The organism is Mycobacterium ahvazicum (assembly GCF_900176255.2).
GTDB lineage: Bacteria > Actinomycetota > Actinomycetes > Mycobacteriales > Mycobacteriaceae > Mycobacterium > Mycobacterium ahvazicum.
The window spans coordinates 368,617-385,587 of sequence record NZ_FXEG02000001.1 but is presented as its reverse complement, the minus strand read 5'-3'; the positions used below and the strand labels follow the sequence as shown (position 1 = coordinate 385,587).

Sequence of the window (16,971 nt, the reverse complement as noted above, 5' to 3'; positions counted from 1 at the left end):
AGGGTGTTGCAACCGAACCCGCACCCCACTTACACGGGCTACGCCAGCGTTTGGATCATCCGGATCGATAGCAATCCCTCGTCAGCTAACCAGGCCGAAGAGGGGTCGGTCTACCGTCCGGTCGAAACGGTCCACCGAAGTGATTCGGCGCCGAGGCGAGCGTGGACGGGTCCGGAATCAAGCGTTGACTTACATGGCGTCGCGCGCGCCGTTCCAGCCGAACCGCGATGCCGCGCGCTATCTGATTTCGGCCGGGTACGCATACTGGACCGGTGCCGAACAGCGACGTTCACCCTGATCTACGCCGGATCGCGCGCATCGCGCCGCGACAAATCGTCAGTCCCCGCAGCCTGTCCACCATCCGGGTGTTGACCAAGCTGCGCGAGCGCCGCAATCCCGCTGCGTCCCGCCATGCCGAAGTGATCACCCTCGGTTCCGGAGTCGGCATCCGCCTGTTTCGGCCGCCCGGCGTCACCGATCCGGCACCGGCGCTGCTGTGGATACACGGCGGCGGATATGTGATGGGCAGCCCGCAACAAGACGACCGGGTGTGCCACGGGTTCAGCACCAGGCTGGGCATCACCGTCGCGGCGGTGAAGTACCGACTGGCCCCCGAACATCCGTATCCCACGCCGCTCGAGGACTGCTATGCGGCACTGACCTGGCTGGCCGGGCTGCCCGCGGTGGACAGGACGCGAGTGGCGATCGGCGGCGCCAGCGCCGGTGGCGGTCTGGCGGCGGCGCTGGCGTTGCTGGCCCGCGACCGCGGCGAGGTCGCACCCTTCTTTCAGCTGCTGGCCTACCCGATGCTCGACGACCGCAGCTCGCTGACGGCCGAGAACCCGGCCTACCGCCTGTGGAACACCCGCAGCAATCAGTTCGGCTGGTCGGCGTATCTGGGCGACACCGATCCGCGGGTCGCCGTGCCCGCCCGCCGCGACGACCTCGCCGGGTTGGCACCGGCCTGGATCGGCGTCGGGACGCACGACCTGTTCCACGACGAAGACCTCGTCTACGCCGAGCGCCTGCGGGCCGCCGGAGTGCCGTGCGTGGTGGAGACCATCCCCGGCGCCTTCCACGGATTCGACTTGGTGGCACCGAAAGTGCAAGTGTCGCAGCGCTTCTTCGACAGCCAGTGCGACGTGCTGCGCGAGGCGCTGGCCGCGGCGCCCTAGTGCGCGGGATGGGCGGTAACGCCGCCGATGATCGTCGCGGCCACCAGACCGGCGTCCAGCTCGGCCAGCACCGTGGCGGGCGGCGCGGCCAGCACGCACAGGTCGGCCGGCGCTCCGACGTCGACGACCCTGGGTCGGCCCGGTTGATCGGCAGCACCCAGAAACATCGTCAAAGCGGCTGTCGCCGAGACACATTCGTCGACGCCCAGCACCGCGCCGCCGGGTGTGGTGCGGTGTACCGCAGCCCGCATCGCCGCCCACGGGTCGCCGCGACCGAACGGCATGTCGGTCGATAATGCCAAGCGCACCTTCGCTTTCCGCAGCGATGCGACCCGCCACAGTGCGGCGTGCTCGGCGGCGGGAATCTCGGCGAGGTACTGGTCACCGCGTTCGGCGACGAAGTTGGGCTGGGTCACCACGGTGAGCCCCTCGGACCGGGAAAGGTCCGCGAGGTCGGCGAGGTTGTCGTCGTCGACGACCGCGGCGTGCTCGATGCGATCCCGCGGATGGCTGCCGGCGGCACGCAATGCCGCGATGGTGACCACTAACTGAGCCGCGGTCACGCAGTGCACGGCAACCGGCTGTCCGCCGGCGTGGCGGTCGGCGATCCATTCGGTCAGCGAGTCCAGGTCGAGACGGTCGTCGTGCAGGATCTTCTTACCCGGAGCCAAGAAAGACAGCCGCGGTGCGAACTCTCCGTGCCGGTGCGCCACCAACAGCGACACCATGTCGTCCGCGCCCAGATCCGGTGTGGCGTCGGTGACTCCGGTGACTCCGACGGCGGTGAGGCGCCTACTCAGTTCGGTGAGGTCGCTGGTTTGACGCTGCAGCACCTCGGACCAACGGTCGCTGGCGCGCAACCGCCCGTCGGGGTGGTCGGCCATTCCGAGCAGTCGCAGTGCCCCGGAATTGAGGATCCACAAGGCGCCGCTGCGGTGCTGGACGCGGACCGGACTGTCTGCCACGATGGCGTCGAGCGCGGACCGATCCAGCTCACCGGCGACGGATTCGTGGTAGCCGATCGCCCGGATCCATCCGTCGGCATTCGGCGTGGCCGCCGAAAGTTCATGTGCCAGTTGATCTTTGGTGTGGACTCGAGGCGGTCCGAGTATCACCGAATTCATCGCCGCGGCGGCCGAGCGCAGATGCACGTGGTGGTCGTGCAGGCCGGGCAGCACGGTCGCGCCGTGCGCGTCGAGCACGGTCTCGCCACTTCTGGATGTGAGGCCGTCGCCCATCTCCTCGATCTGCGCTCCGACCCGGATGTCGGTCACCGTGCCGTCCAGCAGGGTAGCTCGCTGAATCAGCATGACAGCAAACGTCTTTCGCTGACCAGCTGGCGGACGCCCTCGTTGTCCGCGCCCAGTTCGGCGGCGCGGCGGTGCGACTGCGGCGGCTGCGGCGGGGGCGCCGGGCAGTCGGCCACCGACACCGCGCGGGGCAGGGCGGCATAGCCCGCGGCGATCCCGGCCATCGACAGCTGAATCAATTCGCCGCCACCGCGGACCAGCGATTCGGCCACGGCCCGGGCGGCTTCCAGCCCGGTGAGCGGATCGGCGATGGCGTCCCCGCAGAACACCGGGCCGTCCGCGGCGGCGCCGACCAGGCCACCGGCCACCGCGGCATCGTCGCCGAACGCCGGCCGGCCGGGGTGCTGGTCATACCCGCTGATACGCAACCAGATTCGGCCGGCTCGCGGCGCAATATGGTCGGGGCCCAAACGGCGCCGGTCCAGTGCCGCGGGTCGCGAGCCCTCGATCACGATGTCGGCGACCGCGAGCAGCTCGCGCAGCTCGTCGGCCTGGCTGTCGAAGTCTAGGCAATAGGCCAGCTTTTCGCCGTTCATCCAGTCGAAGAATGCGCGATTGCCTGCCCGGGTGCCGTCCGGTCGTCGTGGGCTTTCGACTTTGACGACGATGGCTCCCGCGCGGGCCAGCAGCTGCCCGCACAGCGGACCGGCCCACATCGAGGACAGGTCGGCCACCAGCAGGCCCTCGACGTCTCGCGCGGCGCCCACGCTGCCCATTCGCGCTACTCGCGCCGACATGGCGGCGGCCTCGCCCAGGATGGCCGCCGGCAAGTCGAGCAGGCCGGCCCGTTCGGTGATCGCCGAGGCGAGACGCGTTGCGGCCCAGCGCTGCAGCATCGGCCAGGGATCGGCGGGCACCTCGTCGGCTTCCAACAGTGCGGGGACAGCGGCGATGTCGTCGGGACGCGACAGCGTCAGCGCGCACCAACCGTCATGCGCTGCGAGCAGCCGGGTGGCACCGCCGGCCGAAATCCGGCCGCCGCGCCGCAATCCGAGCAATCCGGCCCGGCCGGCCAGCAGGGTGGCCGCACCGACGGTGATGCCCAGATGGGTGCCGACCGCCGTCGCGACCTGCTCGGCGCGGGCCAGCACCTCGGCGCGGGAGAAGTCCGGCGGTCCGCCGGGCAGGCCGGTCAGGCAGGCCAGCCCGCTGCTCCCCCACCGGGACGCCGCGTTGCTCACCTGGACCATTGTGCTCCGGGTTAGAATTGCAGCGCCCGCAGTCGCCAGTCCAGCACCGGCCGGTCGGGCTGTTCGGCCCCGTCACCGACCGCGTAGACCAGCGATCGCAGTCGCAGCACGCCGGCGTCGGCCGACTCGACACGCAGTTCGCTGTACAGGGTGTCGCCCTCGTAGACCGGCCCGGTGTGATCGCACGACTCCCAGCCCAGCACCGTGCCCAGGTTGGGCAGCAGCCTGTTGGCCTGCGCGAACGCCAGCCCGATGGTGTGTCCGCCATACACCAGCCGGCGCCCACCGGATCTCCAATCATGGTGTGCTGCAGCGATGTTCAGGGTGAGCCGGGCCAGCTCGGGCGCACTGCTGACGACGTCGCCGGTGCTGCGGCGCACCGCACCCGCCAGTGCGGTGTCGAAATGCGGTCCGGGCACCCGCTTTCGGAAAGCCTCGCCGTTCCAGTGCGCCGTCGGCGCAACAGCGGGCGGTGCCGCATCGGCACCGATCGTGGACAGATCGTCGGCGGGCGCGTTATCGGGATCGAAGTCCGGGCTCGCGGGCAACATCGCGCAGCGGTAGAAATCGAGCACCAGCTGATCGGCCTGGTCGATCGTCGTCATTCGCAGCGCGGCAAGACCAGTCGGAGCCCGGCCGGGCTTGGCCGAGTTCGCCCGCAGCCCAACGACTTCGGTGCGGGTATAGAGGGAATCGCCGATGACCGGGAATCGGTGGAAGGTCAGCCCGCGGTAGAACAGGTTGGCTTTGACCCGCTGGGTGACCAGCGTGCTCTGCCCGATCGCGACATCGCAGACCAGTCCGGGGTGCGCCAGCGGTCCGGGCGCGCCCGTCACCGCGGCACAAAGGTCGGCGTCCAGGGCCAGCCGCAGCCGGTCCCCGAGGATCGCCTGATGCGCGGCGGCCATCCCCGCCGAAAGTGTCGCCACCGGTGCCCAGTCGAAGACCTGGCCTCTGGACAGATCGTCGAAGTACGGCCCGCCTTGCCGGATTCCCGCATACCCGTTACCCGTCACAACGCCTCATGCTGGCAGGCTGTCGAATCGAAGCGCAATGCCGGAGGTGGCACGGGGAAGGGTCGGAGTTGGACGACGAAGAAGACATGCTGGTCGCCACGGTGCGGGCCTTCATCGACCGGGAGGTCAAACCGACTGTCCGCGAGGTCGAACACGCCAACGCCTACCCCGAGGCGTGGATCGAGCAGATGAAGCGCATCGGCATCTACGGCCTGGCCATCCCCGAGGAATACGGCGGTTCGCCGGTATCGATGCCGGGGTATGTGCGGGTCACCCAGGAGCTGGCCCGCGGCTGGATGAGCCTGGCCGGCGCGATGGGCGGGCACACCGTGGTCGCCAAACTGCTGGTGTTGTTCGGCACCGAGGAGCAGAAGCGGACCTACCTGCCGCGGATGGCCACCGGCGAGGTGCGGGCCACGATGGCACTGACCGAGCCCGGCGGCGGCTCCGACCTGCAGAACATGTCAACCACCGCGCTGCCCGACGGCTCGGGCGGCCTGCTGATCAACGGCGCCAAAACCTGGATCAGCAACGCGCGTCATTCCGGGCTGATCGCGCTGCTGTGCAAGACCGACCCGCACGCCACACCACGGCACAAGGGCATCTCGATCGTGCTTGTGGAGCAGGGTCGGGGTCTGACGATTTCCAGGGATCTACCCAAGCTCGGCTACAAGGGCGTCGAGTCGTGCGAGCTGTCCTTCGACAACTACCCGGCTCCCACTTCTGCCGTCCTGGGAGATGTTATGGGCGAAGGCTTTTCGCAAATGATGAAGGGCCTCGAGACGGGGCGCATCCAGGTGGCGTCCCGCGCGCTGGGCGTGGCGACCGCGGCACTCGAGGATGCGTTGGCCTATGCCCAGCAGCGGGAGAGCTTCGGCCAGCCGATCTGGAAGCACCAGGCCGTCGGCAACTACCTGGCCGACATGGCCACCAAACTCACCGCCGCCCGCCAGCTCACCCGCTACGCCGCGCAGCGTTACGACAGCGGCGAACGTTGCGACATGGAAGCCGGGATGGCAAAACTGTTCGCCTCGGAGATCGCGATGGAGATCGCGCTCAACGCGGTACGCATCCACGGCGGCTACGGCTACTCCACCGAGTACGACGTCGAACGCTACTTTCGCGACGCGCCCTTGATGATCGTCGGGGAGGGCACGAACGAGATCCAGCGCAATGTGATTGCCGGCCAGCTGGTGGCCCGGGGCGGTATCTGAGCGGGGCCGAATCGGCGCTTGACCTCCGCTTGTGCGCTATATTTGCCTGACTTGCGCACCAGCAAACCGGCGCGGGAGTAAACCTGTTGGACCGAAAGAAAGTCGGTTGCCATGAGTTATCCCCCAGGGCCGTACGAAGGCTCCCCCGAGTGGCAGGGCCAACCCCAGCAACCCGAGTGGCAGGGGCAACCGGAGTGGCAGGGTCAACCGCAGCAACCGGGCTGGCAGCAGCCACCACAACCGGGTTGGCCGGCCCAACAGCCGGGCGCCTGGCCGGGCCAGCAGGAACCGGATAACTACCTCGTCTGGGCGATTCTGTGCACGGTGTTGTGCTGCCTGCCGTTCGGGATCATCTCGCTTGTCTACTCCAACAAGGTCTCCGGACTCTGGGCGCAGGGCCGGGTCGCCGAGGCGCAGGAAGCGTCGAGCAACGCCAAGAAGTGGGCGATCATCGGCGCCATCGCCGGTGGCGTGACCTATGCGATCATCGCAATCCTCTACATCGTCATCGCCGTGGTCGCCGTGTCGAGCATCCCGTCGACGACCAGCACCACCTTCGGGGGCTACTGACCAATCGGTTGCGCGCCAACGTAAGTCGCATCGATCAGCCCCCAGCGCAGCGCCGTGTCGACACCGACGGTCCGGCCGGACAGCACCAGATAAGCCGTTCGCCAGCGGCCGATGCGGCGGGTGATGCTGACGGTTCCGCCGGCACCAGGGATCAATCCGAGGCTTAATTCCGGCAGCGCGAAGAGCGAATCCTGCTGCGCCTCAACCCATCCACAGAATGCGGCCATCTCCAAGCCGCTGCCCAGCACCCGGCCGTGCAGCTGCGCTCGGCAGGACCTGCCGAGCTTGGCGGTCAGCGCGTCGAGCGCCAGCGCCGGGCTGTGACGGGTGCGGGCCAGGTGCGCGCTCGCGGGATCGGCGAAGGTGCCGAATTCGGCGAGATCCCCGCCGCTGCAAAACGAGGGACCGTTGCCGCTCAACACGATCCCGGTGACCGACGGGTCGAGCTGCGCGACGGTCAGTGCCTCCAGCAGTGCCGCGCGTGCGTCGGTGGAAAACGCGTTGTGGCGATGTGGGCGATTGAACCTGACCAGCAGCGTGTCGCCGTCGCGCTCGGCCTGCACCGGGTCGGGAATCTCGGGCATCCGGGCCGGGCCGCGTTCGGCGAGCCAGCGCGCGAACTCCGGGCCGGCCTGCAGGGTCGAGTAGGCCAGCGATTCGGTCACCACCGCGGCCAGCGTCGGGACATCGGGCGTCATCGCCCGCAACACGTCGTCGCAGACACTGCTGGCCTGCGGCCAGTGCTCACACCGCTTGCGCAGCTCGGCGAGCGTCTCGGGCACAGAATCGACGGTGATCACCCGCCGGTCGGCGCAGGTGTCCTCGGTGAGCGTGAAAGTTGCTGTGTCCAGCCAGGATTCGTTTCGTGCGATCTCAGCGGCCGATGCGACGCCGACGACCACCCCGGGCGGCGAGGGCAAGGCCGCCTCCGGCGCACTCGACGCGTCGACTACCCGGAACATCGGTCACACCGAATACTTCTCGATCAACGCATTCTTGTAGAGCTTGCCGGTGTCGGTGCGGGGCAGCTGAGTCTCGAACGCGATCGAGCGCGGGCATTTGAAGTGCGACAGCTGGTCTCGCAGCCACGTCATCAGTTCGTCGCCGAACTCCTCGGTGGCATCGGCCTGCTCGACGGTCTGCACCGCCGCCACCACCCGCTGACCCATCTCGTCGTCGGGCACCCCGAACACCGCGGCGTCCAGCACCTTCGGGTGGGTGACCAGAAGATTCTCGGCTTCCTGCGGATAGATGTTGACACCGCCGGAGATGATCATGTGGTGGCGCCGGTCGGTCAGGTACAGATAGCCCTCTTCGTCGAGGTAGCCGATGTCGCCGACGGTGGTCCACCCGTGCTTGTCTCGGGATGAGGCGGTTTTCGTTGGGTCGTTGAGGTATTCAAACGAAACCCCGCCTTCGAAGTAGATCTCGCCGGCCTCGCCGGGCGGTAGCTCGTTGCCGTTCTCATCGAGAATGTGCACGGCACCGCCCATGGGTTTGCCGACCGAACCCGGATGTGTCAGCCAGTCCTCGGCGAAGATCAGCGTCGACCCGTGCGCTTCCGACGACGCGTAATACTCGTCGACGATCGGTCCCCACCACTCGATCATCTGCTTCTTGATCTGTACCGGGCACGGCGCCGCGGCGTGCATCACCCGTTTCAGGCTGGACAGGTCGTATGAATCACGAACGGCCTGAGGCAATTTCAGCATCCGGACGAACATGGCCGGCACGAACTGGCCGTGGGTGATCCGGTGCCGCTGGATTGCGTCCAGCGTCCCCTCGGCGTCGAATTTCTCCATCACCACCGTAGTCAGACCGGCGCCCTGCACCGTCATCGACCACACCGACGGCGCGGTGTGATACAGCGGGGCAGGACTCAGATACACCGTGTCGCTGTCCATCCAGAAGTCGACCAGAGCCGACATCATGCCCGGCGCGTCTTCCGGTGGCACATGCGGCAATTCGCGTTTGATCCCCTTGGGCCGGCCGGTGGTGCCCGAGGAGTACTGCAACAGATCGCCCTCGATCTCGTCGTCGATCGGGGTATCCGGTTGATTCGCAACGCATTCCGGGTAGCGTTCCCAGCCCGGCAATTCACCGTCGGCGATCAGCAGCAGTTCGGGTAGACCGTTCGGCAAATGTTCGGCCAGGCCGGCGAGGGTGTCGCGCAACGCCGCCGAACCGACGATCGCCTTGGCGTTGCTGTTGTCGATGATGTAGGCCGCCTCGGCCGCGGTCAGGTGGGTGTTGATCGGCACGTAGTACAGACCGCTGCGCCGGGCCGCCCACATGGCCGCGTGGATGTGCTGATTGTTCTCCATCAGAATCGCGACGCTGTCGCCCTCGCGCAGACCCGCCTGACGGAACCGGTGCGCCAGCCGGTTGGCCCGTGCTTCCAGTTCATCGAAGGTGACGACCGTTCCCGATGGGTACAGGATGATCGCCGGCTTGTCGGCGCCGAGATAGGGGCGGATCTGCATGCGAAGACTGTACCGCCGCCAAATTTGACGGGTGTCAAGTGGCCGGTCTCAGTGCAGAAAGTCCAGCACGGCCGACATGAACGCGGCCGGTGTTTCCAGATGCGGCACATGGCCGGTGTCGGGGACCCCGACGAAACGGGCGGCGGGCATCCTGGCCGCGACGGCCTGGGCCAGTGCGGCGATATTCCCTTTGGCGGATTGCTCGTTGGGCGCGGTGTACTTCGCGCCGACATAGGTGCGGTCGGACCGGCCGCAGACGAACAGCGTGCGGGCGGACAACGACGCGACGAAATCCACTGCGGGCTCATTGAGCAGCATGTCGGTGGCCGCCGCCGAACTCTGCACCCAGCGCTCGAACTCCGGTGAGCGCCCGCTCGCCGTCCGCACCGCGACGAACGGATCGATGAGTCGAGGATCTTTGTTCACGAAATAGTGCGCGATGTACTGCCGGATCTGATCGGCGGTCGAGGACCGTTCGTCGGCTGCCCAGTCGTCGTGGCCCACCTGGCGGATCAGGTTGTGCCGGTAGTCTTCGAGTCCCATCGGGTTCTCCAGCACCAGCGCGGCCACCCGCTCGGGCAGTGCCCGGGCCATCTGCATGGCCACCAGCCCGCCCGTCGAATGACCCACGACGGCAACGGAATTCACGGTGAGGGCGTCGAGCAGCGAACGCAGGTGTGTCACCAGCGATTCCGCGGTCAACGTCGAGGGCTTGGTGGACTTACCCCAGCCGACCAGGTCGGGAACGATGATCCGGTAGCCCTCGCGACGCAGCGCCGCGATGACGTCCTTCCAGTAGGCGCCGAAGAAGTTCTTCCCGTGGACCAGCAGGACCGTGCCCCGGGGCTGCGCGCGCTCGGGCGCAATGTCCATGTACGCCAGCCGCGCCCGCCGTTCCCACTCCGGAGCCTGGCGATCGATCCATGCCGCCTGGGCGACGTGCGTGACGTCGAGATAGTGCACCGGAGGGGGATAGGGATAGCCCTCCAAGCCGATACCGAGGGCGTCACCCGAGGGCCACGGTATCGGCGGCTCGGCGTCACGTGGCCCTGCGGGCGTGCCGCGACAGGCGGAAACCAGCAGCCCCGCCGCGACGAGTGCATGGCGGCGGTCGACGATCACGCTTCGATGATCTTCACCGGCGCCGCCGCCGTGCAAGTTGCGCTGGTAGGACTAGCGCGTCAGCCGTGCGGCGCCTCGGAGATCTTGGAGTCCGGCTTGCCCAACGTTTGGCACCAGGTCTGTGCGGACAGTCGCGTCGCGGAAATCTCCAGATTGGCCGGATCCTGGCCGCTCTTGTCCTTCAGCATTTTGCTGACCTCGTCGTTCTGCTTCTTCTCGTCCTGTGTGGTGAAGTCCTTGCACTTGGTGTCGCCGCCGGTGTTGATCACTTGCGACGCCGAGCATCCGCTGAACAGGATTCCCGCCGCTGCAATCACAATCGTGAGCGCGGGGGTTGTCTTGGACTTCACAGACTTCATCGTCGGCCTTCCGGGTTCGGGTGTTAGCTATCTATACACCGCAGCGTGCGGTTCCAAACACCCGTTTGCCGAGAACCCGGGGAATGAATTCGGGCTGACGCGTCTTGCGCGCCAGCCCGATTCAACGTTGCCCGCGGTGTTACTCGGCCTCGGCGAGCCGCTGCTTGAGCGCCTCGAACTCGTCGCGGACGCCGGTGGGCAGCTTGTCGCCGACGAACTCGAACCACTCCTCGATCAGGGGCAGTTCCTCGCGCCACTCGGCCGCGTTGACCGCCAGCGCCTTGGCCACGTCGCCGCCCTCGATCTCGAGCCCGTCCAGGTCCAGGTCGTCCGCGCTCGGCACGATGCCGATCGCGGTGTCCTGGCCGCCGGCCTGGTGCTCGATGCGGTCGACGATCCACTTGAGCACCCGGCTGTTCTCGCCGAAACCGGGCCATAGGAAGCCGCCGTCGGAGTCGCGACGGAACCAGTTGACGAAGAACACCTTTGGCAGCTTGGACTCGTCGGAGTTCTTGCCCAGGTCGATCCAGTGCTGGAAGTAGTCACCGACGTGGTAACCCAAGAACGGGAGCATGGCCATCGGGTCGCGGCGCACGGTGCCGACCTTGCCCTCGGCGGCGGCGGTCTGCTCGCTGCCCATCGTGGCGCCCATGAAAACGCCGTGCTGCCAGTCGCGGGCCTGCGTCACCAGCGGCACCGTCGTCTTGCGGCGCGCACCGAACAGGATGCCGGAAATCGGCACACCCTGCGGGTCGTCCCACTCCGGCGCCAGGATCGGGCACTGCGACATCGGGGTGCAGTACCGCGAATTGGGGTGCGCCGCTTTGGTGTCCGTCTCGCGCAAGATCCAGTCGTTGCCCTTCCAGTCGATCAGGTGGTCCGGCTCGCCTTCCAGGCCTTCCCACCACACGTCGTGGTCGTCGGTCAGCGCGACGTTGGTGAAGACGGTGTTGCCGGCCTCCATGGTGCGCATCGCGTTCGGGTTGGACTTCCAGTTAGTGCCCGGCGCGACACCGAAGAAGCCGAACTCCGGGTTCACGGCGTACAGGCGGCCGTCCTTGCCGAACCGCATCCAGGCGATGTCGTCACCGAGGGTCTCGGCGCGCCAGCCCGGAATGGTCGGCTGCAGCATCGCGAGGTTGGTCTTGCCGCACGCCGACGGGAAAGCGGCGGCGAAGTAGTACGCCTTGTTCTCCGGGGAGATCAGCTTGAGGATCAGCATGTGCTCGGCCAGCCAGCCCTCGTCGTGCGCCATCGCCGAAGCGATCCGCAGCGAGTAGCACTTCTTACCCAGCAGCGCGTTACCGCCGTAGCCCGAGCCGTAGCTCATGATTTCGCGGGTCTCGGGGAAGTGGGTGATGTACTTGGTGTCGTTGCACGGCCACGGCACGTCTTTTTGGCCCGGCTCCAGCGGGGCGCCCACCGAGTGCATCGCCTTGACGAAGAAGCCGTCGTCGCCGATCTTCTCCAGCGCCGCCTTGCCCATCCGGGTCATCACCTTCATCGAGATGACGACGTACTCGGAGTCGGTGATCTCCACGCCCAGCTTGGGGTCGTCGGCACCCAGCGGGCCCATGCAGAACGGCACCACCCACATGGTGCGACCGCGCATGCAGCCGCGGTACAGGTCGTTCATCGTGGACCGCATCTCGGCGGGGTCCATCCAGTTGTTGGTCGGGCCCGCGTCGATCTCGCGCTCGGAGCAGATGAAGGTCCGCGACTCCACCCGCGCCACGTCGGACGGGTCCGACAGCGCCAGGTAGGAGTTGGGCCGCTTCTCCTCGTTCAGCTTCTTCAGGGTGCCCGCCTCGACGAGTTGCGTGGCCAGCCGGTTGAACTCCTCGTCGGAGCCGTCAGCGAACACAACCCGGTCGGGCTGGGTGAGCTCGGCGACCTCCTCTACCCACGCCAGCAGCCCCCGATGATTCGTGGGTGCGTTGTCTAGACCGGGAATGGTCGCTGAGGTCATCGAACTCTCCTGAATTCATCTCCGTACGCGCGGGCATATTGTGATTGCGTATGCAGTCGCCCACACAGATATTGACATGGTGGCGTTAGCTACAGGTTATCGCGATCCCCTTGCTGGGGAAGGCCCGGGCGGGTATAAGCCTTCTCACAACAACGATTCAGAAGCGTCTATTCTTCTTCATCCGCGCTCCTCCAAGCCGTTTTGACGTTCTCTGCCCCGCCGGCGTCTCCGGCGGAATCATCGTCGCGGGGAATACCCGGTTCTCCGAGTTCTGCACGCACGGCGTCCAGCGCGGCCTGAACCGTCGGCATCTCCCGGTCCCGGGCGGCGGTGGCCCGCGCCGTGGCGATGGCGTGCTCGCGCAGCTCGGTGTCGATCACGCTGACCTGTTCGGACACCTGGGTGTTCTCGGCCTCGTCGTGCGCGACCAGCCCGGTGCTCAGCAGCGACTCGGCGGCCAGCACGCGGGTGGCGACCAGCTCCTCAACGACGGATTTCAGCGCCGACGTCAGATCTGCCGTCCAGCGGTCCAGCAGCGCGCGGTCGCGCAGCAGGGCGCGCAGTTTGACCACGAGCGCGGTGACCGCCACGCCGACCACCACGCACACCACCGCGCCGGCGACTTCCAGCGCCGGATTCAGTCGACGGGCGACACCAGCGACCAGCCGCGACAGCGTCAACGCGACGCCCACCCCGAACCCGACGCCGAGCAGCAGCATCAGCCAGGTCTCCTGCCGCCGGGATTTCAGCGGGGGCGGGGCGACGTCGACGGTGGGCAGCTGCTCGATCGGCGGTAACTCCATCGGCAGATCCAGCTCGCGCGCGACGTCGTCGAGCTGGGTGGTGGTGCCCTCGTTCACCTCGCTGACCACCTCTGCGGCCCGGCCCCGCGCGTGCGCCTCGAATCCGGCCATGTCGCGCCGGGGCAGATGCGCGGCGTCGGATTGCAGCTCGCTGCGCACCGACGAGCATCGGTTCAGCGCGAAGTGCGACAGCTGGACGCGCGCCTGCTGGGTCTGGCCGCGCATCCGGATGGTGCGCTCGGATTTCGCTTGCCGACGCTCCCGCAACGCGGTGCTGCGCTCCTCGCGCAGCGCGTCGACCCGGGCCCGCCGTCCGGCGCCGTCGGCGTCGCGATCGAACCGCCGCGCGACCGTTTGAAGTCGGGATTCCCAGGCTCGCAATCGATTTCGGCGCCCGACATCAGTTGCGTCGAGTTGCTCCGCGACGGTGTCGACCAATTCGTCCAGCTGCGGCTCGCCCAGCTCGGGCGCGGCGGCCGCACCGACCCACGGCACCTGGGCGTAGCGCGGCGCATGTGCGGCGAGCTTGTCGCGGTTGGCGCTCAGTACCTCGCGCCAGGCGCGGTGCACGTCGATCTTCGAGACCACCGCGACGACGACGTCGGTGTGCTCGCAAGCGGCGTCGAGCAGCGCGCAGTCCGACGCGGTGAGTTCGGCGGCCGCGGAGACGACGAACACCACCGCCGTCGGCGCCTCGCCGGGCTGCAGATCCGTCGACTCGACGAACTTGTGCGCGGGCAGCCGCTCGCTCAGCGCGGTGGCCACCCCCGTCACGCCGGCCATCCACGGGCCGGTCACCAGGACGACGTCGCGGCGGCTGACCACGGGCGACTCCAGCCGCGGCCCGATCGCCGCCACGAGTTCGTCGACCTGGGCAGCCGGATCGCCGGACACAGCGCCGCTCATGCCGCCCCCCGGCTCCGCGACCACAGCCGCAGCGATCCGCGGGCGATATCCGCACCGCAGCTGCGGTGCAATTCACTCGCCGATCCGCGGCTGTAACGCTGCCAGCGCTGCGCGCGGGGCAGGTGTCCGGCCGCGTCGTCGTCGCCGTCGACATCCAGCCCGGCCGCTTCGGCCACGTCGACGGCGGCGGCCATCCGCGCCAGCACGGTGTCGTCACCGGACAGGAATTCGCTGATCCGGTCCCCGTTCACGTGGCCGACAGCCAGGGCCTCCAGCTCCGCGGCGGCATCCAGCACCCGCCGGTAGCGCCCCCCGGCGCCGAGGGCCGACACCCGGGCGATCCCCGCGTCGACGCCGCTGACCCGCCGCAGCAGGGCCCGGACCTGTGCCGGCGTGCCGCCGCGACGCACCGCGGCGACGCCCAGCGCGGTGCCGAACAGGTCCAGGCTGTCCAGCAGCCGCAGCCGCGCGTCGGCCGGAACGGGGTTATCTGCCGCGGCGAATTCCTCGAACGAGCCGTCCAGTCCGGCGGGGTGGGCGCCCAGCGTCCGCAACGCAGTCCACGAGGTGGCGTCCAATCCGTCGAACGCGGAGACCGCCAGCAAAGCGATCATCGGTTCGACCGGGCCGCCGACGACCTCGGCGAGACGCGCGCTTTGGTGTTGTGCCCGCACCAGCGGACCTGGACCGCCGCGGCCCGACAGCGAGCCGAGCAGGTCGGCCTTGTTGAGCACGGTCAGCACCGGGCGGCCGGCGGCGGCGATCGCCTCGGCGTCTTCGGGTTTGACCACTTCAGCGATGACCTGGACAACCACGTCGGCCGCGCCTTCGGCCGGGGTCACCATGATTCCCGGCGCCGCCGCTGCATGACCCAACGCGCGTGCCACGGTGCCGCGCCCGACTCCGGCGCGCCCGTGTACCGCCACCCGCAGCGGCGCCGCGACTTTCTCGGCGATCGCGCTCACGCGCGCGTCGTCACACTCGGCAGCAAACCGTGCCAGCTCGTCGGTGAAAACTAGGCCTCCCCGTACCTTCATTTCCTGCCTGCTCGATCCGATCGGCCCGCGCCCCACTGCGGCGTTGCTTCGCGCCGCATGCGGGGCTGTCGCCGGCACCGGGCCTGTTTGCCGGGCAAACGATCGGGCACCTCCGCATAGTGGCACTTGCGTCTTCGAGTTGCGAGCCACCGCTTATCTGTTACCAGTTGAAGGCAACTGTTGGGTATCAATCTGGACCAGGGGCGGCTACATCGGGGATTCATGGGCCACCATGGACAAATGCATGCGCAACCCGGGGTCGGGACCTGTCCCGATGCACCGGTGGAGGTGGGAACCGGCCTGGATACCGAAGAAGGTGTGACGCCAGCGTCGGGTGCGGACGGTTCGGACGCCCCTCAACGGGGCTATCTACCGGCCACGAGCTTTCGCTCCAGGCGTTCCACCCTGTCCGGCGGACAACGAGAGACCTGGGACCGGCTGTGGCCGGCGATCGGCCGCTCCGACATCCCGCGCGGCTCCGAACCGCTGGACACCCGGGCGTGGTTCGGCCGGCAAGCGCCGCTGGTGCTCGAGATCGGCTGCGGCAGCGGCACGTCGACGTTGGCGATGGCCCGCGATGAACCTGCAATCGACGTGATCGCAGTGGAGGTCTACAAGCGGGGCCTGGCCCAGCTGCTGTGCGCGATCGACCGCGAGCAGGTCACCAACATCCGGTTGATCCGCGGCAACGGGATCGACGTGCTGCAGCATCTGATCGCACCGTCCTCGTTGACCGGGTTCCGCCTCTTCTTTCCCGACCCATGGCCGAAAGCGCGCCACCACAAACGACGCTTCCTGCAACCGGGCACCGTTGCCCTGATCGCCGACCGGCTACTCCCCGGTGGTGTCCTGCACGCCGCGACGGATCACCCCGGCTACGCCGAGCAGATGGCCGAGGTAGGGGACGCCGAACCCCGGCTCTGTCGCGTCGAACCCGGCAGCGAGCTGCCGATCTCGACCGTGCGCCCGACGACCAAATACGAACTGAAAGCCCAAGAAGCGGGCAGCTCCGTATCCGAGTTCATCTGGAAAAGACGATGAGTATGAGCCTCGCAGAAGAAACGACCGCGGAAACCGCCGCAGCGCCGGCGGCGCCGTCCGGTAACGATCTGGGCAGCCTCGACGCGGCACCGCGGCGCGTGCTGCTGGTGTGGGACGCCCCCAACCTCGACATGGGGCTGGGCTCGATCCTGGGCCGGCGCCCGACCGCGCTGGAGCGCCCCCGGTTCGACGCGCTGGGGCGCTGGCTGCTGGCGCGGACGGCCGAGGTGAGCGCCAGCGACGCTGGCGTCGCAAACATCCGAGTCGAACCCGAGGCCACCGTGTTCACCAACATCGCCCCGGGCAGCGCCGAAGTCGTTCGGCCCTGGGTGGACGCTCTGCGTAACGTGGGGTTCGCGGTCTTCGCCAAGCCGAAAATAGACGAAGACAGCGACGTCGACCGGGACATGCTCGCCCACATCGAACTGCGGCGCCAAGAAGGGCTCGCGGCGCTGGTCGTAGCCTCGGCCGACGGTCAAGCGTTCCGTCAGCCGCTAGAAGAAATCGCACGCGCCGGGGTTGGCGGGACGACCCCCGTCCAAGTGATCGGATTTCGCGAACATGCGAGTTGGGCACTAGCGTCGGATACCTTGGACTTCGTTGACCTGGAGGACATCGAGGGTGTTTTCCGGGAACCGCTGCCGCGGATCGGCCTAGATTCGCTGCCCGACCAGGGAGCATGGCTGCAGCCGTTCCGGCCGCTGTCCGCGCTCTTGACCACGCGTGTGTGACACTGGCTTGAAAAACCGAAAGACGCTGCGCGGGTCGCTGTTAGT

General features: G+C 68.0%; 15 protein-coding genes. 5 read left to right on the top strand and 10 right to left on the bottom strand.

The features are described from left to right. Positions 1-272: 272 nt before the first annotated feature. Positions 273-1,175 (top strand): alpha/beta hydrolase, encoded by a 903-nt coding sequence (locus tag MAAFP003_RS01785; protein ID WP_096283914.1) that lies wholly within the window; start codon positions 273-275, stop codon positions 1,173-1,175. Here the strand turns inward: MAAFP003_RS01785 and MAAFP003_RS01780 are convergent. From MAAFP003_RS01780 to MAAFP003_RS01770, 3 genes are read right to left on the bottom strand one after another with little or no spacing between them, the layout of a single operon-like run. Next, a complete protein-coding gene (locus MAAFP003_RS01780) occupies positions 1,172-2,485 on the bottom strand; it encodes an amidohydrolase family protein (RefSeq protein WP_096283912.1) in 1,314 nt (437 codons plus the stop codon). The two genes, MAAFP003_RS01785 and MAAFP003_RS01780, sit on opposite strands and share 4 nt — an antisense overlap. Next, positions 2,479-3,675 carry a CoA transferase gene (locus MAAFP003_RS01775; protein ID WP_096283910.1) on the bottom strand — a complete coding sequence of 399 codons (1,197 nt, stop codon included), beginning with the start codon at positions 3,673-3,675 and terminating at the stop codon, positions 2,479-2,481. Before MAAFP003_RS01775 ends, MAAFP003_RS01780 begins: the two co-directional genes overlap by 7 nt. 11 nt (positions 3,676-3,686) lie before the next feature. Beyond that, the gene (locus MAAFP003_RS01770) at positions 3,687-4,691 is read right to left on the bottom strand and encodes a MaoC family dehydratase (RefSeq protein WP_096283908.1); all 1,005 of its coding nucleotides are present in this window, start codon (positions 4,689-4,691) and stop codon (positions 3,687-3,689) included. A gap of 8 nt (positions 4,692-4,699) precedes the next feature. Here MAAFP003_RS01770 and MAAFP003_RS01765 point away from each other — a divergent pair, with 8 nt between their 5' ends. Then, positions 4,700-5,905: an acyl-CoA dehydrogenase family protein gene (locus tag MAAFP003_RS01765; RefSeq protein WP_096283906.1), complete on the top strand. Its 1,206-nt coding sequence runs from the start codon at positions 4,700-4,702 to the stop codon at positions 5,903-5,905. Positions 5,906-6,016: 111 nt separating this feature from the next. Next, complete coding sequence (locus MAAFP003_RS01760) at positions 6,017-6,475, top strand: CD225/dispanin family protein (protein ID WP_096283904.1); 459 nt, start codon at positions 6,017-6,019, stop codon at positions 6,473-6,475. Here MAAFP003_RS01760 and MAAFP003_RS01755 read toward each other — a convergent pair. The 7 genes from MAAFP003_RS01755 to MAAFP003_RS01725 form a co-directional block, all read right to left on the bottom strand. Continuing rightward, entirely contained in the window at positions 6,469-7,437 is a 969-nt protein-coding gene (locus MAAFP003_RS01755) for an enoyl-CoA hydratase/isomerase family protein (RefSeq protein WP_096283903.1), read from the bottom strand. The genes MAAFP003_RS01760 and MAAFP003_RS01755 overlap by 7 nt on opposite strands. Positions 7,438-7,440: 3 nt before the next feature. After that, on the bottom strand, positions 7,441-8,958 hold the full coding sequence (gene fadD4 / locus MAAFP003_RS01750; RefSeq protein WP_096283901.1) for a fatty-acid--CoA ligase FadD4: 1,518 nt from the start codon (positions 8,956-8,958) through the stop codon (positions 7,441-7,443). Between the two features lie 48 nt (positions 8,959-9,006). Continuing rightward, entirely contained in the window at positions 9,007-10,080 is a 1,074-nt protein-coding gene (locus MAAFP003_RS01745; protein ID WP_103175393.1) for an alpha/beta fold hydrolase, read from the bottom strand. Positions 10,081-10,139: 59 nt separating this feature from the next. Then, positions 10,140-10,439, bottom strand: coding sequence for a hypothetical protein (locus tag MAAFP003_RS01740; RefSeq protein ID WP_423790842.1), 300 nt, complete (start codon positions 10,437-10,439; stop codon positions 10,140-10,142). 139 nt (positions 10,440-10,578) lie between these two features. After that, complete coding sequence (locus MAAFP003_RS01735; protein WP_096283897.1) at positions 10,579-12,408, bottom strand: phosphoenolpyruvate carboxykinase (GTP); 1,830 nt, start codon at positions 12,406-12,408, stop codon at positions 10,579-10,581. A 167-nt stretch (positions 12,409-12,575) separates the two neighbouring features. After that, positions 12,576-14,117 (bottom strand): hypothetical protein, encoded by a 1,542-nt coding sequence (locus MAAFP003_RS01730; protein WP_096290808.1) that lies wholly within the window; start codon positions 14,115-14,117, stop codon positions 12,576-12,578. Then, the gene (locus tag MAAFP003_RS01725) at positions 14,114-15,154 is read right to left on the bottom strand and encodes a hypothetical protein (RefSeq protein WP_096283895.1); all 1,041 of its coding nucleotides are present in this window, start codon (positions 15,152-15,154) and stop codon (positions 14,114-14,116) included. Before MAAFP003_RS01725 ends, MAAFP003_RS01730 begins: the two co-directional genes overlap by 4 nt. Positions 15,155-15,376: 222 nt before the next feature. On the opposite strand from MAAFP003_RS01725, the gene trmB reads away from it, so the two are divergent. After that, positions 15,377-16,195 (top strand): tRNA (guanosine(46)-N7)-methyltransferase TrmB, encoded by an 819-nt coding sequence (gene trmB, locus MAAFP003_RS01720; protein ID WP_096283893.1) that lies wholly within the window; start codon positions 15,377-15,379, stop codon positions 16,193-16,195. A gap of 2 nt (positions 16,196-16,197) precedes the next feature. Continuing rightward, positions 16,198-16,926 carry a PIN domain-containing protein gene (locus tag MAAFP003_RS01715; RefSeq protein WP_096283891.1) on the top strand — a complete coding sequence of 243 codons (729 nt, stop codon included), beginning with the start codon at positions 16,198-16,200 and terminating at the stop codon, positions 16,924-16,926. Positions 16,927-16,971 lie beyond the last annotated feature (45 nt).